This is a genomic window from Acinetobacter sp. YH16032 (genome assembly GCF_013417345.1).
Classification (GTDB): Bacteria; Pseudomonadota; Gammaproteobacteria; order Pseudomonadales; family Moraxellaceae; genus Acinetobacter.
In genome coordinates this window covers 458,856-481,430 of sequence record NZ_VPEE01000001.1, presented here as the reverse complement: position 1 = coordinate 481,430, position 22,575 = coordinate 458,856, and the positions used below count along the sequence as shown (strand labels likewise).

General features: G+C 38.1%; 17 protein-coding genes. 9 read left to right on the top strand and 8 right to left on the bottom strand.

Going from position 1 to position 22,575, the window contains the following annotated elements; translation table 11 throughout:
• The first annotated feature begins 7 nt into the window (after nt 1-7).
• Nucleotides 8-916, top strand: a complete 909-nt coding sequence (locus FTV32_RS02265; RefSeq protein WP_180027781.1) for an alpha/beta fold hydrolase — start codon at nt 8-10, stop codon at nt 914-916.
• Between the two features lie 75 nt (nt 917-991).
• Complete coding sequence (locus tag FTV32_RS02260; protein ID WP_180027780.1) at nt 992-1,714, top strand: Sir2 family NAD-dependent protein deacetylase; 723 nt, start codon at nt 992-994, stop codon at nt 1,712-1,714.
• A 9-nt stretch (nt 1,715-1,723) separates the two neighbouring features.
• Here FTV32_RS02260 and FTV32_RS02255 read toward each other — a convergent pair whose 3' ends face one another.
• The 3 genes from FTV32_RS02255 to FTV32_RS02245 form a co-directional block, all read right to left on the bottom strand.
• Nucleotides 1,724-2,386: a hypothetical protein gene (locus FTV32_RS02255; protein ID WP_180027779.1), complete on the bottom strand. Its 663-nt coding sequence runs from the start codon at nt 2,384-2,386 to the stop codon at nt 1,724-1,726.
• A 54-nt stretch (nt 2,387-2,440) separates the two neighbouring features.
• On the bottom strand, nt 2,441-2,644 hold the full coding sequence (locus tag FTV32_RS02250; protein ID WP_171076723.1) for a hypothetical protein: 204 nt from the start codon (nt 2,642-2,644) through the stop codon (nt 2,441-2,443).
• A gap of 128 nt (nt 2,645-2,772) precedes the next feature.
• Nucleotides 2,773-4,230: an aspartate ammonia-lyase gene (locus tag FTV32_RS02245; protein WP_180027778.1), complete on the bottom strand. Its 1,458-nt coding sequence runs from the start codon at nt 4,228-4,230 to the stop codon at nt 2,773-2,775.
• Between the two features lie 369 nt (nt 4,231-4,599).
• On the opposite strand from FTV32_RS02245, the gene putP reads away from it, so the two are divergent.
• Nucleotides 4,600-6,114, top strand: a complete 1,515-nt coding sequence (putP, locus tag FTV32_RS02240) for a sodium/proline symporter PutP (protein WP_180027777.1) — start codon at nt 4,600-4,602, stop codon at nt 6,112-6,114.
• 45 nt (nt 6,115-6,159) lie between these two features.
• Here putP and FTV32_RS02235 read toward each other — a convergent pair whose 3' ends face one another.
• Nucleotides 6,160-6,651, bottom strand: a complete 492-nt coding sequence (locus tag FTV32_RS02235; protein WP_035263751.1) for an Lrp/AsnC ligand binding domain-containing protein — start codon at nt 6,649-6,651, stop codon at nt 6,160-6,162.
• A gap of 125 nt (nt 6,652-6,776) precedes the next feature.
• Here FTV32_RS02235 and putA point away from each other — a divergent pair, with 125 nt between their 5' ends.
• On the top strand, nt 6,777-10,526 hold the full coding sequence (gene putA, locus FTV32_RS02230; RefSeq protein WP_180027776.1) for a trifunctional transcriptional regulator/proline dehydrogenase/L-glutamate gamma-semialdehyde dehydrogenase: 3,750 nt from the start codon (nt 6,777-6,779) through the stop codon (nt 10,524-10,526).
• 51 nt (nt 10,527-10,577) lie between these two features.
• Here the strand turns inward: putA and pepN are convergent, their stop codons facing one another.
• Nucleotides 10,578-13,187 carry an aminopeptidase N gene (gene pepN, locus FTV32_RS02225; protein ID WP_180027775.1) on the bottom strand — a complete coding sequence of 870 codons (2,610 nt, stop codon included), beginning with the start codon at nt 13,185-13,187 and terminating at the stop codon, nt 10,578-10,580.
• A gap of 303 nt (nt 13,188-13,490) precedes the next feature.
• Here pepN and FTV32_RS02220 point away from each other — a divergent pair, with 303 nt between their 5' ends.
• From FTV32_RS02220 to thiM, 3 genes are all read left to right on the top strand, one after another.
• A complete protein-coding gene (locus FTV32_RS02220; RefSeq protein ID WP_035263756.1) occupies nt 13,491-13,754 on the top strand; it encodes a hypothetical protein in 264 nt (87 codons plus the stop codon).
• 199 nt (nt 13,755-13,953) lie between these two features.
• Nucleotides 13,954-15,114, top strand: coding sequence for a hypothetical protein (locus FTV32_RS02215; RefSeq protein ID WP_180027774.1), 1,161 nt, complete (start codon nt 13,954-13,956; stop codon nt 15,112-15,114).
• A 9-nt stretch (nt 15,115-15,123) separates the two neighbouring features.
• Entirely contained in the window at nt 15,124-15,996 is an 873-nt protein-coding gene (gene thiM, locus FTV32_RS02210) for a hydroxyethylthiazole kinase (RefSeq protein ID WP_180027773.1), read from the top strand.
• Nucleotides 15,997-16,030: 34 nt separating this feature from the next.
• On the opposite strand, the gene FTV32_RS02205 is transcribed toward thiM, so the two are convergent.
• The 3 genes from FTV32_RS02205 to FTV32_RS02195 all read right to left on the bottom strand — a co-directional run bounded on the left by FTV32_RS02205 (nt 16,031) and on the right by FTV32_RS02195 (nt 20,323).
• Nucleotides 16,031-16,399, bottom strand: coding sequence for a 5-carboxymethyl-2-hydroxymuconate Delta-isomerase (locus FTV32_RS02205; RefSeq protein WP_180027772.1), 369 nt, complete (start codon nt 16,397-16,399; stop codon nt 16,031-16,033).
• 52 nt (nt 16,400-16,451) lie between these two features.
• Complete coding sequence (locus FTV32_RS02200; RefSeq protein ID WP_180027771.1) at nt 16,452-18,167, bottom strand: AAA family ATPase; 1,716 nt, start codon at nt 18,165-18,167, stop codon at nt 16,452-16,454.
• Between the two features lie 113 nt (nt 18,168-18,280).
• Entirely contained in the window at nt 18,281-20,323 is a 2,043-nt protein-coding gene (locus FTV32_RS02195) for a hypothetical protein (protein WP_180027770.1), read from the bottom strand.
• A gap of 228 nt (nt 20,324-20,551) precedes the next feature.
• On the opposite strand from FTV32_RS02195, the gene FTV32_RS02190 reads away from it, so the two are divergent.
• On the top strand, nt 20,552-21,331 hold the full coding sequence (locus tag FTV32_RS02190) for an SDR family NAD(P)-dependent oxidoreductase (protein ID WP_373683272.1): 780 nt from the start codon (nt 20,552-20,554) through the stop codon (nt 21,329-21,331).
• An 89-nt stretch (nt 21,332-21,420) separates the two neighbouring features.
• Nucleotides 21,421-22,398 (top strand): alpha/beta hydrolase, encoded by a 978-nt coding sequence (locus tag FTV32_RS02185; RefSeq protein WP_180027769.1) that lies wholly within the window; start codon nt 21,421-21,423, stop codon nt 22,396-22,398.
• Nucleotides 22,399-22,575: the final 177 nt, after the last annotated feature.

Sequence of the window (22,575 nt, the reverse complement as noted above, 5' to 3'; positions counted from 1 at the left end):
TATATCTATGCCATTTTATACCATGCAAGATGACGAAAAATTATATGTTCGTGAAATTGGTCAAGGTGAACCTGTTTTGGTGCTATCTGGTTTAGGAATGCAAAGTTGGCAATGGATTCCTTTTTTTGCATTTAATTTAAAGAAATATAAATTCATTATTCCTGACTGGCGGGGTTTTGGTGGGTCTAAGCATTGTAAAATTCCAGATACTGATGCTATTTCAAGTCACTGGAACGATATTCAGGCATTGATCAGTCAACGCCCTAGACAACAATATAGAGTGATTGCTTATTCTATGGGGGCAACTACTGCCATGCATGGTATGCAATATGGTCAATTTGCTGATCAAATCCAAGCATACTTGCATATTGATCAAACCCCTAAAATACCTTCTGATGAAACTTGGAGTTTCGGGCTATTGGGCGATCGCTATCCAGAGTTCAAAAAGCTACTCATCGAACTTTCTTCTTTTTTACATCAACATGAAAATTATCAAAACCTGAGTGAATTACCTACTCACTTAAGCCGCGAATTAGTCGAGCTTTGGGTTAAATTTTTATCTTTACAAGATAATCATCAATTGAGCGCTAAAATTTTTAAAACAACACTCAATCAACCGAAAATTCAAAAGTTAATCCTCCCTATGCAACGTCTCGACTATATGCGTTGGTACATTGACAACTATCTAAACCATAAAGAAGATTACAGAGCTGCGATCTCAAAGTTAGAATGTCCAGCAACTTTTTTTATCGGCGCTAAATCCGCACTCTATCCAGCGCAAGGGCAAAAGCTCATTGCTGAATCGGTTAAAAATCATCGTATCGTACTGTTTGAGCGCTCAGGGCATACGCCTTTGATCAATGAACCCATTAAATTCGCACAAGAAATTTCTAAATTTCTGAATCAAACTATATAAGCTCTAATGAATATTTGAATATTAAGTTGATCCAGACGTCATACGTGGGCATAAAATCAATAGGATGGAGATTGGATGAATCAGTCTAAAACAAAGCTTGTGATTTTTTCGGGTGCTGGTATGAGTGCTGAAAGTGGTATCAATACATTTCGAGATAGCGATGGACTTTGGGAAAACCATCGCATAGAGGATGTCGCAACGCCCGAAGCTTGGCGTAACAATCCTGTTTTAGTACAGCGCTTTTACAATGAACGGCGAAAAAAAATTTTAGCATCTGAACCTAATGCAGCACATCTTGCGATTGCAGCACTTAAACAACATTATGATGTACATGTGATCACGCAGAATATTGATGACTTACATGAACGCGCTGGAAGCAAAAAAGTACTACATCTTCATGGAAATATAAGACTGGCCAAAACCTCAGGGCCAGATGCTCAATTCACAGACAAATTTTACACAATTGAAGGTACTGAACTGGATATTTCTCTTGACTTCTGTGACGCTGGATATCCGCTTCGTCCACATGTCGTATGGTTTGGTGAATCCGTTCCCGCTTTTGAAGAAGCAGAAGTGATTTGCCAGCAAGCTGAAATCTTTGTTGTGATTGGAACAAGCTTAGCTGTTTATCCTGTTGCAAGCTTAGTACACAGTATTTCACCAAGCTGTGATGCGTATTATATCGACCCTAAAGCCGATCTCGGCCGTGTGCCACAACACTATACATGTATCTCAAAATCAGCAACCGAAGGAATGCAAGATTTGGCTAAACTTCTTTCTTCAGTTCAGCCAAATTGAGGCATGGGCTTATTTGAGTTTATCAAAATAAGGTTTTAACCATCGATATAACAAGAAGCCAATTAAGACAATCAAATAAAAAGGCCAAATCATTAATAAAAACACCAAAAGATCGAGCACAAATTGCCAGCCATATTTGATGCTATTCCAAGCACGCTGAATAAAGTGATCACCATTTAATCGCGCCACTGCATCAATATCAACCCTTTCTCGGACCAGTGTTGGTTGATTCAGTTGTAAACTGATCGTACTGAATTTAACACGGTCTTGAACTTCGAGTTGAGTGAGCCGTGTGATTTCATTCAAATGAGCTGGTCGTGCTTGACTTGAAATAGTCTGTGCTTGATTCATTTTTTCTTGAAGAAGCTTCAATTCAAAACGTTGTGCACTATAGCGTTGCTGATTCAGAAAAAACATTAAAGGTAAAAGTTGATTAACAACATGTGGGGCACGCTCACTCGGTACACGTAGCACCATAAAAGATATAGGTTCAACTTTTTCAAATACTTTTACTTTACCTTCTGAAATATTCTGACGTTTAAGATCAACCACATTGAAATCAATATCTTTTCTTTCAATAAATCCGCCTGCTTGAAGGGTTATTTTTTCAATCTCTAAACTGCTTTTCACCACATCTTTAACGGTAAAGTTAACTTGCGCCTCTCGAACCATACGACGAGTAAGATCAACCGAATTAACCTCTTGATTTAATATGACCTCAGGTTTTTACTCCTGGACGGGCAAAGTATTTGGTTCAGCCGCTTCTTGCATATCAACTTGCGTATCAGCAGTGTTTTCTTGAACTGCTTCAGCAGAGTGTTCCTCTATTTTTTTGAACAGGATGCCAGCATCATCGAACACAGCAGCGTGCTTATTACTATTCTTTTCATTCATTTTCTCTAAATTATAATGTTTGTATTGATGGCTCAAAATTTTAATTATTATAAACATTCAATTAAGAAATTATACTTAAAAGTTTCAATGAAAATGGCATACCTCATTGAATGAAATATGCCATCAATTCATATTCAATTGACTTTCAGATTCTACCTACTCTATTAGCTTACTTTGTCCATGTTCATATCATCGACAACATGACCAGCGATCTCAGACACTAAATTTTCAAAAGAGAAAATTTGATTTAACTGCTCTTGCGTCAAAAGATTCTGCTCAATGACAACTTGCTGAATGGTTTTATTTTCTGCAAGACAAACCTTCCCAATTTCATCACATTTGGCATGACCTAAGATCGGATCTAATAATGTGACGATACCAACACTTCGCATCACTGCATCGTAACAAGACTGTTCATTTGCAGTAATACCTTGAATACACTTGTTTTCCAGTGTTTGCATTGCTTGAATTAATAAATTGGTTGATTCATTCATGGTCAGTGCAATTACAGGTTCCATGACATTTAATTGTAATTGCCCCGCTTCAGCTGCCATGGTCACTGTCAAATCATTACCAATGACTTTAAAAGCAATTTGATTCACTACTTCAGGAATAACTGGATTGATTTTCGCAGGCATAATGGATGAGCCAGCTTGTAATTCAGGTAATCTAATTTCAGCTAATCCCGTACGAGGCCCTGAACTTAATAAGCGCAGGTCATTACAAATTTTTGAGAGCTTGACGGCTAAACGCTTTAAAGTACTTGATAGAATAATAAATACGCCACAATCACTGGTGGCTTCAACATAGTCTTCAGCACCTTGTAATTTCAATCCAGTAATTTGAGAAAGCGTTTGAACCACTTCTAGTGCATATCCATGAGGTGTGTTCACACCCGTTCCAATCGCAGTCGCACCCAAATTTATTTCTAGCAGTAAATGACGCATCTTTTGGATGAGGCGATAGTCTTCTTTTAATAGCGTCGCAAATGCACGAAACTCTTGTCCGAGTGTCATGGGTACAGCATCTTGGAGTTGAGTTCGCCCCATTTTAATTACGTGTTGAAATTCAGATGCTTTGATCTCAATAGCAGCGATTAATGAGCGAACTTGAGACAATAAATCTTCTAAACTGTAATATGTTGCTAGTCTCAATGCAGTTGGATAAACATCATTGGTCGATTGCGATTTATTCACATGGTCGTTTGGATGAATTACATCATATTGACCTTTAGGCAAGCCGAGATGCTCGAGTGCAAGGTTAGCCACCACTTCATTACTATTCATATTAATAGAAGTTCCAGCCCCACCCTGATAAATATCAATTGGAAATGATGATTTCCAACTTTCAGGCTGCTCAATCAGTTGATCACAAGCCCATTGAATCGCTTGGCTGACATCTTGACTCAATTTGGAAAATTTTAAATTTGTCTGTGCTGATGCTTTTTTTACCTGTGCCAATGCACGAATAAAATGTATGTTTTCACCTATTTGTTGATGCGAAATCTGAAAATTCTCCATCGCACGCAGGGTATGAATCCCATAGTAACGATCGAAAGGAACCGCTTTTTCACCGAGCAGATCATGCTCTATTCTTGTTTTATCAAATTGAACCGTAGACACTTTTATTACTCAACAATAATGCACCATTATCGTGCAATATCGATAATAGGCTTCATGCTTATTTTCACTATTGATTTAATACTTCTTTATGCAATAAAAAATTACAACTTCGCTGTTTAAGTGACAAATGTAACTTTATGTTAAAAATAATCATTTATAGAATTGTTTTAAACCTCAAAGTAAACTTTTTTTGAAAAAATAGTCTTTGTAACCAAAATTACATTCAGTTTCACTAAACAACTATAAATCTCACTCAAATGTAACAGAGCGTAATTTTCAAAACGTGCTTGAATCAGCTCCTCGAATAATTCGATTAAAAATTCATCTCGGAAAGATGGTCATTTAGGACAGACAAAGGATGGCATAGCAATGAGCCAATTAAATCCTACGCTAATCACATTTATTTTTTATATTGTGGCGATGCTTGGCATTGGGCTTTATGCCTACAAAGCCACGAATAATTTTGATGATTATATTTTAGGTGGTCGGAGTTTAGGCAGTGTCGTCACTGCATTATCCGCAGGTGCATCAGATATGAGTGGCTGGTTACTCATGGGCCTACCTGGTGCAATTTATCTCTCAGGTTTATCCGAAGCTTGGATTGCCATTGGTTTAATTATCGGTGCTTGGTTGAACTGGCTGTTGGTCGCGGGTCGTCTACGTGTTCATACCGAAATACAACATAACGCATTGACTCTCCCCGACTATTTCACCAGCCGCTTTGGTGATCGGAAAAAAGTTCTTCGTATCATCTCAGCTTTTGTAATTTTGATTTTCTTTGCAATTTATTGTGCCTCTGGCATGGTCGCAGGTGCACGTTTATTTGAAAGCCTATTTGGTTGGGATTACAACACAGCCCTATGGATTGGAGCAGTGGCAACGATTAGTTATGTCTGTATTGGCGGTTTCTTAGCCATCAGTTGGACAGATACATTCCAAGCAGGCTTGATGATCTTTGCGCTTTTACTTGCTCCAGTAATGACCTATTTAGCCATTGGTGAAAATGCTCAGCAAGTTAGTGTCATTGTGGAATCCGCACGCCCATTAGCGAATAATTTACTTTCAGATCTCAGCACTGTAGCAATTTTATCTTCAATGGCATGGGGACTTGGCTACTTTGGTCAACCACATATTCTTGTGCGCTTTATGGCAGCAGATTCCGTGAAGTCTATTCCAGCAGCACGTCGAATTGGAATGACATGGATGATTCTATGTCTTGGTGGTGCAGTCGCTGTCGGTTATTTCGGAATCGCTTACTTTGATACGTTTCCTCAACTCGGTGCTGCAGTCAATGCAAATCCTGAAACAGTCTTCATGGAATTAACTAAAATCTTATTTAATCCATGGGTTGCAGGAGTGATTCTTGCCGCGATTCTTGCTGCAGTGATGAGTACCCTAAGCTGCCAACTATTGGTATGCTCTACCACGCTTACAGAAGACTTATACAAAGCATTTATTCGTAAATCTGCCTCACAAACCGAGCTGGTTTGGGTAGGTCGTTTGATGGTATTAATCGTTGCGATTATGGCAATCTTCCTTGCAATGAATCCGAACAGCAAGGTACTCGGTTTAGTTGCTTATGCGTGGGCTGGCTTTGGTGCAGCATTTGGACCACTGATTATCCTTTCTCTCTTCTGGAAGCGAATGACCATCAATGGTGCATTGGCAGGTATGATTGTTGGTGCTGTTACCGTCATTGTATGGAAAAACACCATGGCTGATACTGGCGTCTATGAAATCATTCCTGGCTTTATTTTATCTTGGGTGAGTATTATGGTGGTGAGTTTATTAGGCCGCCCGCCAGCGCAAGATGTGACTGACCGTTTTGATGAAGCTCAACAGAAATATGAAATTGAAATGCAAGAAATCAAAAATGGAAGGTAATGAGAAATAAAAAATTAAGGGGCTTATAGCCCCTTTCTTATACATTTACTTTTTAAATGTTTGCTTAAGTTGCACTTGCGAAGATTCCTTAATAACTTCCATCACTGGATAGCTACGGGTTTCTTTGATGCCAGGCAGTTGCCATAAAACCTGTCCAGAGATCTTACGAAACTCTTCCATGTTGGCGCAACGAATTTTAACTACAAAATCAAACCCACCGCTGATCATGTGACATTCAACAATTTCAGGGTAACTTCTCACTGCATCAGAAAATTCTTCTAATACATTTGGAGTTGTTTTATCTAATAAAATTTCGACAAATACCACAAAACTTCGATTCAGCAGATCTGGATTTAACTTGGCTTCATAACCTGTAATATATCCATCTTTGGTTAGTTTTTGTACTCGAGCAAGCGCTGCTGTGGGAGAAAGATTGACCATTTCAGCAAGTTTTATATTTGATAGACGCCCATCTTTTTGCAAGATATCTAAAATTTTTAAATCTGTACGATCCAACGTCATCATTTGAGTCTGCATGCGAATTATTCTCTAAATTTAACTCTAATTATAGTGAGTTATGCACCATATTTTCTGTAATTATAAATTAAATAAACCTTAAAGATAAATCTATTTCATTGTCACAGGACGCTGGCGTATATCTCATGGAACAACTTAGCTCACCCCTTTCTCGCCCAATAGACATTCAAGACATTACTGAATTTAAAGATAAATCAGATCTAGAATTAGAAATAAATCGTGCATGGCGCCGTGATGAATCTGAATGTGTCGAAACACTTCTCGAACAGACCAAGATTGATCAAGAAATTTCAGACAAAATTTATCAATTAGCCTTCAATTTAGCGCATTCATTACGTGAACGTAAAGGGTCAGCGGGCAAAGCAGGCATTGTACAGGGTTTATTACAAGAATTTTCATTATCTTCACAAGAAGGTATTGCGCTCATGTGTTTAGCTGAAGCGCTGTTACGTATCCCTGATAAAGCAACACGTGACTTATTGATCAAAGACAAAATCAACCAAGGCAATTGGAAAGATCATTTAGGTCAAAGCAGCCTAATGTTTGTAAACGCGGCAGCATGGGGCTTAATGTTGACCGGTAAATTAATGGAAACACCTAAAGCAAATAGTTTATCTGGTCTACTCACAGGCATCTTGGCACGAAGTGGCCGTGGCATTATTCGCAAAGCCGTTGATGTTGCTATGCGTATGATGGGTGAACAGTTTGTTACAGGTGAAACCATTGATGAGGCGTTAAATAATGCCGAACGATTAGAAGAACAAGGCTTCCGTTACTCATATGATATGTTAGGTGAAGCAGCACTTACAGATCATGATGCGGAGCGCTATTATCAAGATTATACAAATGCGATTCATGCGATTGGTAAGGCATCGTCTGACAAAGATGTTTACGAAGGCCCCGGTATCTCAATCAAACTTTCAGCACTTCATTCACGTTATCAACGCTCGCAAATTGACCGTGTACACGATGAGCTTTATCACAAAGTCTTTAATCTAGCGGTTCTAGCGAAACAATATGATATTGGTCTAAATATCGATGCTGAAGAAACTGATCGGCTGGAAATTTCATTGGAACTTCTTGAACGCTTATGTTTCGAACCAAAATTGAATGGCTGGAAAGGCATTGGATTTGTGATTCAAGCTTATCAAAAAAGATGTTTTTACGTGGTCGATTACATCATTGATTTAGCTAAGCGTAGTCAAAAACGTTTAATGATTCGTTTAGTCAAAGGCGCCTATTGGGACAGTGAAATTAAGAAAGCACAAGTTGAAGGCATGACCGATTATCCTGTCTTTACTCGAAAAGTGCACACAGATTTATCTTATATTGCATGTGCTCGCAAACTTTTAGCCAAACCAGACTTTATTTATCCGCAATTCGCGACACATAATGCACAAACCTTAGCCACTATTTATCATTTAGCAAATCCTGAACAATATTATAAGGGACAATACGAATTCCAATGTTTACATGGCATGGGCGAACCACTTTATGAACAAGTCGTCGGTTCTAAAGCAGATGATAAACTTGGCATACCTTGCCGAATTTATGCACCTGTCGGAAATCACGAAACCCTTTTGGCTTATTTGGTTAGACGATTGCTTGAAAATGGTGCAAACACGTCTTTTGTAAATCGTATTGCTGATAAAACACTCAAAATTGATGACTTGATTGAAAATCCACATCAAACCATTGATGTCACAAGTCGAATCGAAGGCAAAGTTGGATTAAAGCACCCTGCTATTCCATATCCGAAACATTTATATGCTGATCATCGCCCTAACTCTCTTGGAATTGATCTTGCAAATGACCAAGACCTTGAACATTTGAATCATACTTATCAACAATGGTCTAAAGTTCAAATTAAAGCCACCCCAATGGGTCTGAGATTAGATGAATACGTACACGATACAGAGTCAATGGCAATTCTCAATCCTGCAAACCATCAAGATATTGTCGGTGAAGTGACGGAAACTCATGCCATGCAAGTGGAAATGGCGTTAGTTAATGCGACTGAAGCACAGCAGGGTTGGCAAAATTTAGAAAAAGATCAACGTGCAGAATATTTAATTACAGCATCCAATGTGATGGAGTCTCGACTTGAAGAGCTAATGGTTCTGCTCAGTCGTGAAAGCGGTAAAACATTTGCCAATGCGATTGCTGAAGTACGCGAAGCAGTAGATTTCTTACGCTACTACGCAGCACAAGTGAAAGATCTAGATAACAAAGCCGTTATTCAACCCTTAGGTACAGTATTGTGTATTAGTCCTTGGAACTTCCCATTGGCAATTTTTACAGGTCAAATCGCGGCGGCACTTGTGACTGGGAATACTGTAATCGCCAAACCAGCGGAGCAGACCCCTTTAATTGCCTCAATTGCAGTTCAGATCCTTTGGGAATCTGGCGTACCACAATCTGTCTTACAGCTCTTGCCCGGACGTGGTGAAACAGTGGGTGCACAACTCAGTAGTGATCATCGTATTCAAGGTATTATGTTTACAGGGTCAACTGAGGTTGCGAAAATTTTGCAGAAAACCGTTTCAAAACGACTGAATCAATTTGGTCAATCAATACCTCTCATTGCAGAGACTGGCGGTCAAAATGCCATGATCGTAGATTCTTCTGCCCTGACTGAACAGGTGGTATTAGATGTTGTCAGCTCAGCATTTGATAGTGCAGGTCAACGTTGTTCAGCACTGCGAATTTTATGTGTTCAAGAAGATAATGCGCATACCGTGATCAAAATGCTTAAAGGTGCGATGAAGCAATTGCGTGTCGGTATTCCAAGTTTATTAAAAACTGATATCGGTCCTGTTATTGATCGCGAAGCAAAACAAACCATTGATCAACATATCAATAAAATGAAATCTTTGGGTTATCCCGTTCAACAACTCATGTGGGATGAAGATGACTCTCATCTCAAGCAAGGCACATTTGTTAAGCCGACTTTGATTGAGTTACCACATTTAGATGATCTTGAACGTGAAGTTTTTGGTCCAGTACTGCATGTCATTACTTATAAATATGGCGAACTTGATCTACTTATTGATCAAATCAATGCCAAAGGCTATGGTTTGACTATGGGCTTACACACACGGATCGATGAAACCATACAAACCGTAATTTCAAAAGCAGAAGTTGGAAATCTCTATATTAACCGCAACATTGTAGGTGCTGTTGTGGGTGTACAACCCTTCGGTGGAGAAGGTTTATCTGGTACAGGTCCAAAAGCTGGTGGACCGATGTACATTTATCGATTAATGCATGAATGTACACATAAAAAAATTGCACAACCTTATGCAACGAGCCAAGGCGTTGAATTGACTGAACATCAAAATTTATTGAATCAATATAAAGATTGGGTCAATAAGTCATTTCCGCATTATCAAATGAAGGCGTTGCAACCAAGTTGTGTCGGACATAGCTATGAATTACAAGGACCAACAGGTGAAAGTAATCAATATGTTGTGTTACCGAGACATCGTGTTTTAAGCTTGGCAGATCAAGAAATAGATCAGATTCATCAACTTCATGCCATTCTCGCGGTTGGCTCTCAGCCAACTGTTCTAGGTGAGAATACGTTTGTTTTAAAATACTTACAGTCTATGCCTAAAGAGGTCGCTCAACGTATCGCCATTATTGCTGATATTGAGACAGGTAGTTTTGATGCAATTCTACATCATGGCACCAAAAATCAACTGTTAAAATTGCAAGATAAAGTGGCTCAGCGACAAGGTCCGATCATCGGAATAACACATCTAGAGCCTGGTAATTATGACATTCCTTTAGAACGCTTCTTTATTGAACGTGCAATTAGTATTAATACCGCAGCTGCAGGTGGTAATGCGAGTCTTATGACCATGCAAGCTTGATTCTGTTGAGTCAAAAAAACCAGTGCATTGCACTGGTTTTTTATTTGTGATTTAAACAGCAAGCATACTATTTAAAGTTTCAGATACATTTTTAGATTTCACGATAGGTTTCAATGCTTCGAGTTTCGCTTTGACTTCGGCTTGTTGAGGATGGGCTAACGTGTACCAACGTGATAAAAGTTGTAACAAACGTGAGCCTACAATCGGATTCTTTTCATCCAAATATTGAGCCAACTGAATAATATGATCTACCCCAAAACTCCAAGTATTGACAGGGTTTGAATTTAAACCACCAGTTACAGCACGGATTCGATTAGGTACTTTAAGATCGTAATCAGCATGTGATGTCAGTTTTTGAATCGTTTCTGCTGTCGCTTTCGGATGAGCTGCTTGGATCATAAACCACTGATCCATTGATAGAGCCTCATCTTTAAAACGCGTATAGAAATCTTCTAAAATCTCAACAGCTTGCGGTGCATCATTCCACACCAACACTTTTAAAGCACCTAAACGTTCAGACATATTACGTGTTTGACGATACTGTTGCTCAGCTAAATCAAATGCAGCCTCATCTCCTTGACGCGCAATAAATGAAAGCATGATGTTCTTTAAAGCACGTGTACCCATAGCTTGGGAAAAATCTGACTGTATTGCTGGATCTAATGATAAATAAGTCTCTTTAGCAAAATCACCTAAACGGCGAGACAAAGTATCTAATAGAGCATTACGCTTTTCATAGATCGCTGTCGGTTGATAATCGTGGTCAATACGACTACCCAAATAACCTTCACTCGGAACATCAAATAAACGTGAAGCTAACAGCGGATCTTGCTGAATTACTCTAGGTAGCGTTTTTAACATCGCTTCAATATATATGTCAGCAGGTTGGTCATTTAATAAGATGCGCTCAAGCAATGTTTGCGTCGCTTGCCACTGATTAAAGCCATTGGTTTCGTACTGTAATAAGAACGCAAGCTGTTCATCAGTATAATTAAACTCTAAATTCACGGGTGCAGAGAAATTTCGTAATAGTGAAATTACAGGCACCTTCGCCACGTTTTTAAACTCGATCGTTGCTTCATCAGTCGTGAATAAGTAAACACCATCTTTGACTTGATCTTCAACTAAAGCTGAGCATTCAAGTTGAAGTTGCTCACCAGTGTGTTCATCAAACAAAGCCAAAGCGACAGGAATTGGAACCGCTTTTAAGTTTGGATATTTTGGATGTGGTTTTAAACTTTGCTTAAAGTTTAAACGATAAGTTTTCTGCTCAGCATCATACTCACCTTTGGCTTCAAGCTTAGGTGTACCCGGTTGGTTATACCAAGTTAAAAATCCTGATAAATCCACACCAGAACCTGCTGATAATGCAGCAACCCAATCTTCCACAGTCACAGCTTGACCATCATGGCGACGGAAATACTCATCCGTTCCTTTACGGAATTTTTCTTTACCTAATAAAGTCGCCATCATGCGGTTAATTTCTGCACCTTTTTCATACACAGTCGCTGTATAGAAGTTATTAATTTCTACGAAATGATCTGGACGTGGAGGATGAGACAATGGTCCTGAATCCTCAGGGAATTGGTGCGCTTTAAGCACTGCTACATCATCAATTCGTTGAACAGCAGCAGACTGCAAATCCTCAGAAAAAGATTGATCACGGAAAACGGTTAAACCTTCTTTCAGACAAAGTTGGAACCAGTCTCGGCAAGTAATACGATTACCCGTCCAGTTATGGAAATATTCATGAGCGATAACAGATTGAACACGCATAATCGCAGCATCAGTCGTGTATTCTTCATCAGCTAAAACACATGATGTGTTAAAAATATTAAGCCCTTTGTTTTCCATTGCACCCATATTGAATGCACTGGTCGCGACAATCATATAATTGTCTAAATCATAAGGTAATCCATAGTGTTCTTCATCCCAACGCATAGAATGTTTAAGTGCTTCCATGGCAATATGGCACTTCGGAATATCTTTTTCTTCAGCATAAATTTCTAGAGCTACGTCACGACCTTCAGACGTGACGTAACGATCTTTTAATACCGCTAAGTCTCCAATGACACATGCAAAGAGATAGGCTGGTTTCTTGGTTGGATCTTGCCAAATGGTATAATGACGTCCTTCGCCCACTTCACCCGCTTCAATTAAATTACCATTCGCCAGTAGGACTGGAAATTTCTTATCCGCTTCGACACGTGTTGTGAAAACAGACAGCACATCTGGACGGTCTGGATAGAACGTAATTTTACGAAAGCCTTCTGGTTCGTTCTGTGTAACAAACAGATCAGATGCTGCTTGGTATAAACCTTCAAGTTGTGTGTTTGATTCAGGATGAATTTTAACGACTGTAACGATGCATGCATCATCAGGTACAGCTTTAATCACCAATTGTTCATCATCTAGATAATATTGCGAAGAATTTAACTCTTGACCATTCAGTGTAATTGACTTCAACTCAAGATCACGACCAAGCAAAACCAAATCACCTTCAGTCTGACGTTGCATTTTTAGTGTGCCTGTCACCATCGTATGATCGTCATAGACTTGGATATTTAATTCAATCGAATCCACGACAAATGCTGGCTTCTGATAATCTTTCAAAAAAATCGTTTGATCTGCTTCGATCACTGGATTTGCCGCGATATTCATAACTCGTCCTATAAGCTGTTCTTTACAGCGATTATGCTTTTATGTGAAGTCAATTGATCATAGGTCAAAATTGACGAATTGTCTGTGTTTGACGCTCTATTTAATATGGGTCTATTCATTTTTTTTCAATTTAATTTATTTGTAGTAACAACAGTTTGCTTCTTTATTACCCGTTTCAAATATCTTGTCTAAGTACGATAGAAATGTAACAAAAATTCACTTCTTAATTTTCAAGCATAATTATTGCTTCAGTTTAAGAGCGGTAATCATCAAAAAACTTATAAATCATAAATGAGGTGAATCATGCTCATCAGGGACCATATAGTCAGAGTAGAAAACATCAAAACCATGCAGATGATGGATGCTGCTAAAATTGATCATCGCGTGATTGCAGCATTTTTAACCAGCGAGGGAATGCCTATTGAAACATCAGAAGTCACAGCTGTATTGAAAAACTATGATGCACTCGGAATCAAGAGATTATCTCAAAAGAAATCTCAGGTACTTATCCAAGCTAAAATGCAACATTTTTCCGATTCAGAGCTCCCTTGCCCTTTAACCTATTAAATCCTACATCTAGGTCGATCTAACACTTGAGGAAATAATTTTCCGGTTCGATCTATTCATATATTTCACATAAGCAGGCATTCACCTGCTTATTTTATTGATCGCAACACCAGTCAGATTTGTTTTCAATACTGACTCAATCAAGCGATGTTGAACAATCGTGTGTATAATTCTTTCATCTTGAAATTAAAGTGCTGCCATGTTGCAAATTCTCCAAAAAAATGCTGATGAAAGTAGTTTCTGTCCACTTTGTCAGGCCAGTATGTACTTTATTGAAGCAGAAGAATTTGATAAAGAAATCCTATTCCATCAATGCTCTCACTGCCATCATCAAGTCTTTCAAGATGAAAACCGCAACTGTCATTGTGAGCGTTGCACAGCAAAACGAAAGAAAATGATGCAGGAAACTCGCATTCAAGAACAACGTAAAATTGCATCGAAGAATAAAGACATACAAGAACTCGATTTGCATCAACTGAGCTTTATGCACAAGTTGTTTTTACTCTCAATATTAGATCAACAAGTTCATGAGCATACCCAACATCAAGAATTCATCGATTGGGAAAATATTAAATATCACACCATTACCCCAAGTTATTTATTTCAAAATCATTTGATGAAACAACTTTTGAAAGACAATATTCTTGTCCCACGTGACTTTTCGAGTGAACTCAGTCAATACTATATTAATGTCCGTCTTGACGGCTATTCTGAGCCGAGCTTGTTTAGTATTACCCAAGCGTTACGTCAGCTCTTTTATGAAAATCTGAGCCAAGGTGTACCATTTAAAAATAGTGATGAAGTCAAAAGTGCACTCTATACTCTGTTGTACCAAGAAATTATTCAATTTGCGCAATACTACTGTCGTACTTGGGGCGTTCAAATTGCTGGAAATCAGAGTTTTCAAACCTTTTGTTTTAGATTATTAGACTCTCTTGCTGTGGGTCAAATCTATTATTTAGTTCAAACTGCGCTTGAGTATTTGCACCATCAGAAAGCACTCCAAGCCCGTAATGAAAATTTTATCAATACCAACCTTTTAAAAAAGACCTTACAGCAATATCGTGAACGTTCTTTAGCTGAAAAATGGGAAACCTCAACACTGCCAAGGCTACCTAACTTACCTTTAAGTAAAATGAGCGAAATCTTATTTTTTCATTTTCTAGGCTATGATGAATCAATCTTTTTTCAACCTGTTTGGCGATCGTGGAGTAAAATCGAGCCACGTTTAAATTTCTACTCACAAAAACGTTGTATGAATTGTGGCTCGAATGAACTTACTGTGGATTATGACGCAGATGACTATGTCAGTTTAATTTGTCGTAATTGTAATCACCAAGACCACTATTTTACACGCTAGCGAACGACTATGAATCATCCAGAAAACTTGATAGCAAATGCTCCAAAAGATATTGAGGTTCAAACCCAAGAGATTCTTAAACAGGTCATTGAAGCATGGCATCTGTTAAAAACCACTCAACCTTTAGTGCATTGTATGACCAATCAGGTTGCTGCCAACTATGTCGCAAATGTACTGTTAGCTGCTGGTGCTTCACCTGCCATGATTGATAATCCTTTTGAAGCTGAAAGTTTCGTGGGTATTAGTCAAGCTTTAAGTATCAATTTAGGGACACCTCATACAGAACAAGTTGCCGCAATGAAAATTGCCACAGAAACTGCTCACAAAAAAAATATACCTTGGGTATTAGATCCTGTTGGCTATAGTGCTGTTTTGCCATGGCGTACTGAAATTACAAATGATTTATTGCGGTTTAAACCCACCATTATCCGAGGTAATGCTTCAGAAATTGGGAGCTTAGCTGGACAACAAAATCAATCTAAGGGTGTAGACAGTACCCTCGATAGCGCTGCCGTAGTAGAACAGGCAAAAACTTTATTAGATTTCTCTGAATGTATCGCAATTTCGGGCGAATCTGATTTTATTCTTTCTAAGTCATATAGATGTATGGTTAAAATTAATGGAGGTTCGTATTTACAGCCAAAAGTTACCGCTACAGGATGCGCCTTAGGTGCATTAATTGCAGCTTATGCTGGTGTGACAAACCCAACCATTGCCTGTATTGCTGCTCATGTACACTTTGCCATCGCAGGTAAACTTGCTTATACGCAGGCTCAAACTGTCGGAAGTTTTAATGTCGCTTTCATCGATGAACTCTATAGCTATTCGGCTGAAAAAATTCAAAATAGTGCAGATATCGAAATACTTACTTTTGCTGCATAACAAAAGGCTGAAGATCACTTCAGCCTTTTTTGTCTTACTTCTGAACTCTACCTTTACGATAATGCTCTTTTGGCATTTCCGCCAACTCAATGATCAATTGAACCGTTAAGCCTTGAGCATGATAACCATTAAAGCTATGAAGATACTCATTTAAGCGATCTGAAATAAGATTCTTTTGCTCTTCATTACGCCCCGTCATGATCCCTAAACGAACATGAATATAGGCTTGAGGCTCTTCGCCAAAACCAATCAGGAAATCACTATTAGCACGAATACGTGATTTGATATCAGAAGGATGCCCCACTAGACCTGTATCAAATAAAGCGTGGTTTAAGCCTAAAAGCAACGCTTTCGCATCTAAATTTTGAATATTATCCGAATACTCAACGATCATCTGTGGCATCTTAATTCCCTTTGCTTGTGTGTTAAAAAATCAATTTCAAACGCGTAACTCATTATTCAATGAATAATAAGGCTAATCTCACTTGGTCATAGCCCATACGCGGATTGGTATTTTCCACGATCGGACGCAACTTGATTGCACCATCTTCACCGAAATGTTCAGGACTCTGTCTTTTAAGTAATTTTTTATAGATTTTACGTACTTGTTCAACGACTTCATCCCCAGGATGAGCAACCGAGATATCTAAGCCCTGCTCACGATGAAGTTTGCCTAAGTGGTTAATAATGGTTGCTGGCGTTAAACCACGCTCAACCGCAATATCCTGAATTTCATAACCATTTTCAAAGAGCTCGCGAGTTTCATCGAGAGTCGCGGTGGCATAATTGGCTTTGCCTGCATTTTTGGCAATTTTTTTCTCATTACGACTAATCTCAAGCTCATTGAGTGTGCCACCACAGTGCCGAATAAATGCCTTATGTTGCGCTTCTAAATCAGCATCACCAAAATGCGCTTCTGCTTCATCAGAGAGTTCTTGAAATCTTCGGTCGGCTTTAATTGCTAAACTGTCTAATTCTAATGCTTGCTCATTGAAGCCTAGCAACCTCAGACCATCAATAGATTTCAAACGAGATAAGGCGACATAGCCCTGACCCTTTTCAAAGGTATTCGCCAAATTGATTTCTGCCGCCGATAAAGTCATCCCTTGAGACTTATGAATAGTAATCGCCCAAGCTAACCGCAAAGGAACTTGAGAAAAACTCGCGATTGTCTTTCCTGCATCATTATCAACAGACCAGGTTTCAGGTTCGACCACCAGAACAGTGCCGTCTGTTAATTTAACTTTAGGTAATACCCCGTGATCATCTACTTCTTCAAAGCCAATGATTTCACCAAGGCTGCCATTGATATAACCCACATCAAAATTGTTTTTTACAAACATGACTTTGGCATGTTTCTTTAAGGTCAATTCTTCTGGTGCACGTACGGAAGATTTTAATGTCTCGATTAATTTTTCATTACCATCCATTTGTGCACAAAATTGATGACCATCCCCATCAATCTCATTTAAATGACGGTAATTAATGGCATCAACATCCATATTATGGGTATACAAACGTGTAAATGTTTCACCAATATCTTGCTCACGCGTTTGTTGTAAAGCTTGAATATGCTCGGCTTGAATATTTTGTGCACGAATTGCATTCAAAATATCATTCAAGGCTGAGTCATCTTGTCGATGTTGTTCAGTTAAATAACAAACACGAAATTTCGCTTCTACCCAAGCCTGGGACATAAAACAGAATTTATCTCGATTTTTTTCGTCATTGCGTCCGACTGGTGGTAACTGGAAGAAATCTCCAGCGGCAATCACCTGTATGCCACCAAATGCTTCATCAGACTCTTTAAAAAACTTGAGCACTTGATTAACTAAATTAAGCTGCTTCGCATGTAGCATCGAAATTTCATCAATGATCAATACCTGCGCATTTTCTAAATGCTCTTTGAGATATTTACGCTCTTTCATGCGTTTTAGATCATCATCTGATAAAAAATCTTTGATCCCGATCCCCGCCCACGTATGAATGGTCATCCCATTCATGTGTGTGGCTGCAATGCCTGTAGATGCGGTAATGGCGACTGAAACTTTTCGTGCCTTAAGATAATTAATATATTGATTAAGCGTATACGTTTTTCCTGCACCCGCAGAACCTGTCAAAAAGACATTTTCTCCTGCTTTCATTAACTTCAGTGCAGTTTCTTGTTTCATATGTGCTTAACCTAATTTAAACGCTCATAGCCTAACGACATTTCATCAAAAAGTTAAGCCAAAAATCAGTCTTATGATCATGGTAACGCGTGAATACGTCAATTTAAGGCGCATCAGTTGTTGATTTGTTCAGGATCTCCAAAATTCCAAATCAACATTTCATTGACTTGATGTACAAACTCTTTGGCTTCCCTCACAACCTTTAGATCAGCAACTTCATTATTGGGCAAACGCAGTTGGTCAAAATGAAGCTGATCGAATTTAAAAAAACAACCGAGTGTCAAATGCTGTGAGGGATCATGCAAATTTGACATATGGAACGCCACATATTCACCATCAATAATTCTTTGGGTATAAGATAAAGCCAAACAATGTTTATAATTTACAGATTCTTGAATAATTTGCTCTAACTCATTCAACTCCACAAATTTCCAATTCTCTGTATACATAACTGCTTGCGGTGATACTCGTTTCCAATGACTCTCAGCATGTCGCAATTTCAAAGTCGTCAATGTATCCACATAATGTAAATGTTGATGCCAACGTATTGCTTGCTGATACCATGCGGGCCAAATCATGTTTTTCGCAATGGTTCGATCTTGTTGAAAAAAATCAATGAGATAATCTGCGATATAAGAGTCAAAAATACTATTGCTGCGGTTATATTGAGAATTTGGATGCTTAAAGCGCTGCCTAAACTCATCTAGATTGATATGATACTGCTGCATTAAAAAATGAAAATGTGTTTGATGTTGTGTTGAAGGCTCAATAAATTTGATGATTTCATCAGGCAGATCTTTAACTAAGTCATTTAAAAACAACATATAAGACTGCATCACTTGAGAAATACGTTTAAAGACATATTTCACTGAACTCAATCCTTGCTGATCCAATGACCATAACAAGTCCAACCATTCCTTAAGATATAAAATAGAAGCCGTGAGTGGCTGTGATTTTTTAAAATCTTGAGCATTTTGTGCCTCATTCAATGCATATGAATGATGCTCAGCAGATAGTTCAAACCATGCTTGTTGCTGTGAAATACGTAAACACTCAGAAATAAATAAACGACCGATAACCTGTTCAAAATATTGAATCGAGAGTTGTATTACATGCGGATGTACTTTAGAGCAATCCACAAAACTTAAAGCGGTGACGGCCAATCGAATATTGGGATCTTTTAAATTTTCACTTACCCAGTCGATGACAAGATAATCTTGTTTAAATAACCAATTTACTGCTCTTTTGTGTATAAACAGTTGTGACTGTTGCGCTATATCTTCTACCCAATACTGCACATCTTTATTTACAAAATTTTGTTTATTGAAAATATCTTGATACTGCCAATACCCTCGTTTGATCCAACGTGTAAAACCTAATAAATGCGGTGTTTGCTCGTTATGCTGTTTGAGTAAATTGAAATCAGGCTCTAAGTCTACCAATTGAGATAAGCTAAATTGTTCTTCGAAAGAAATTTGTGCCATACGATATAACCGTTTTGACAACATTAATTCTGCTGAAGTGCTTAACCGATCGTAAACTGGGATCAATTTTTGCACTGCAAGAAAATTATCTCCCATGACTGAATTGACCAAACACAGATGTTTAAAATTCAGTTCAACTTCCAAAGGTATTTCAGCACCAAATCGGCTGAAATTCAGCAAATGAGGTTCATCATAATACTCACTTTGCATCATGATTCGATCTAACTGCATCGCTTGCTGATCAGTCAAATTATAGAGGCACTGTTCAACACGATTTTCTCCATCGACCCATTTAAAGACTTCTTCAACCAGCATTTGACGAAACAACTGCACTTTCGTTTTTAAATATAAAGAATGATGTGAAGCCTTATGATTAAAGATGAAACTAAAATCATTGAACATGAAATCCGCAATTTTTTGAATCTCGATATTTGCGCGAGATGTATAAAATTGAATTTTATAATCATCGATACACTCAACTGTGAGCAGTCCATCTGCGATCACTAAGCTATTATTTTCCTGATCAATTACGAATAAATTTTCAGGCGTAATCGTCCATAGATATAACCACTGATCCTGAAATACGGCTTTGAGTGTATCGCAATGATCAATTAATGCCTGTGCAGTATATTGATGACGTTGCTTTGGATTTTGCGGAGGACACGCCAGCATACAGTTTGCCTAAATATGAAAGACTGGAAGATTTTTAAAAATAACAACGATATACCACATTATTCTATCTTAAAATGAGTTGTGCTATTCAGATTCTGTAACTTTTGTATGAGTCACATTAGCAGTTCGTATCATGCAGCAATTATATGAAAATTTCTTGAAAGTAGGTTTGACTCACTGCTCTGACTGTATTAAAACAATCTCATACTAAGAACTTTAGAGACAATAATGAAAACAGTGGTGATTACAGGTGCAAATACAGGAATTGGATTAGCGACAGCAAAAAAATTTGTTGAAGATGGTCATCACGTCGTGCTTGCTTGTCGTAATTTGGATAAAGCTCAGAAAGCTAAAGCAGAAATCAGCACCAAAGGTCATGGTCAAATTGATATTGTAGAATTAGATTTAAATGATTTAAATCAAGTCAAATCTGCAGCACAAACTTTAAAAGAAAAATATTCACAGATTGATATCTTGGTCAACAATGCAGGTCTGATGACGCCTAAATTAGAAGAAACGGCTAATGGTTTTGAAAAACAAATAGGTGTCAATTATCTAGGACATTTTGTGTGGACAATACAATTGTTACCTTTACTTCAAAACGCGCCTTCAGGCCGTATCATTCATCTTGCATCCATGATGCATGTTCTGGGTAAAATTGACACACATCAATTTAAATTTCATTCTGTTAAAAAGTATAACGGTGTACTCAGCTATGGAAATAGTAAATTAGCAAATTTACTATTTAGTCATGCCTTAGCTGAAAAGCTCAGAGGCACATCTATCACCAGTAATGCAATTCATCCAGGTGGTGTGGATTCCGAAATTTATCGCGAGCTTCCTAACTATCAATATCGCGCTTTAAAATTGTTCTTAATCTCACCCAACAAACCAGCAAATCTTATCATCAAATTGCGTTATCACCTGAATGGTCTAAGAAAACAGGTCAATACAAAAGTTTGCAAACACCAGCTTTTCAATCTGCACATGCGAAAAATCGTAGTTTAGCTCAGCGATTGTTTGACGAGACAGAACAACTTTTAAAAGAATATTTATAATCAACCTAAACAGTTTTGAATCAGGGAATGAATCAATAGATGATCGAAAAAAATAGTGCTGAGACAACGCTACACTACCAACCCGACATTTTAGGTGAAAAATTTGAGCAACATATTTTCAAATTTTCGCCTGATTATGATGGTGAGGTTATTGCAACATTAGTACGTCGTCCATCAGATATTCCATCAACTAAAGCTGTGCTGTATATCCATGGCTTTATTGATTATTTCTTCCAACAAGAAATGGCGAAAAAATTTAATGCCCAAGGTTTTCATTTTTACGCCATTGACCTTAGAAAATATGGTAGATCACTACTTCCGCATCAAAAACCTTATTTTGTGAAAGCCCTAACCGAATATGATGAAGATATTCATGCCGCATTGAATACAATTCAAAGTGAGGGAAATGAATCGGTATTATTATGCGGTCATTCTACAGGCGGTTTAACTGCCACTTATTTTTCAATTCGACACCCTGATCATCCATTGATTAAAGCAATCTGGGCCAACAGCCCCTTTTATGATTTCAATATGAATGTCTTGAAAAAAAAATATGCGCTTCCAATGATTGCAAAATTAGCTCAGCAATTTCCGTTGATGCAATTACCAAGTGAATTAAATAAATTTTACGTGAAGAGTTTGCACGAAAATTTAAATGGCGAATGGAGTTTTGATCTCAAGCTTAAACCTAAAACCTACACCAAAGTGTATTTGAGTTTTATCGGTGCTGTTGTGAAAGCACAACAGAAAATCCAATCTGGTCCTAAAATTTCAGTTCCGCTTCTTGTTATGCACTCAAGTCGCACGACCAATCCCAAGAAATATAACATTGATGCTCAGACCTCTGATGTGATTTTAGATGTAAAAACTATCGAAAAATATGCAAAAGCATTACAAGGTCAGGTCACTGTAATGACAATTAACGATGGTCTGCATGATTTGGTTCTTTCAAAAAAACTGGTTCGTCAACAAGTATATGACCAACTCTTCGCTTGGCTTGCTTCAAAAAATCTCTAAATTCTGTTCATCTAAGACCTCATTTTACTGGTCTTGATTGTTAATGTGTATTGATCAAGCTGAATGGACTTTCTCTTGGTCATACAATATTTCTATTCTTCAACCTCCCCATCTCTTCACAGACCTTTGCTACCAATCTCCTTTTCACCCATTTGAAATATTATTTCTTGCTTGCTG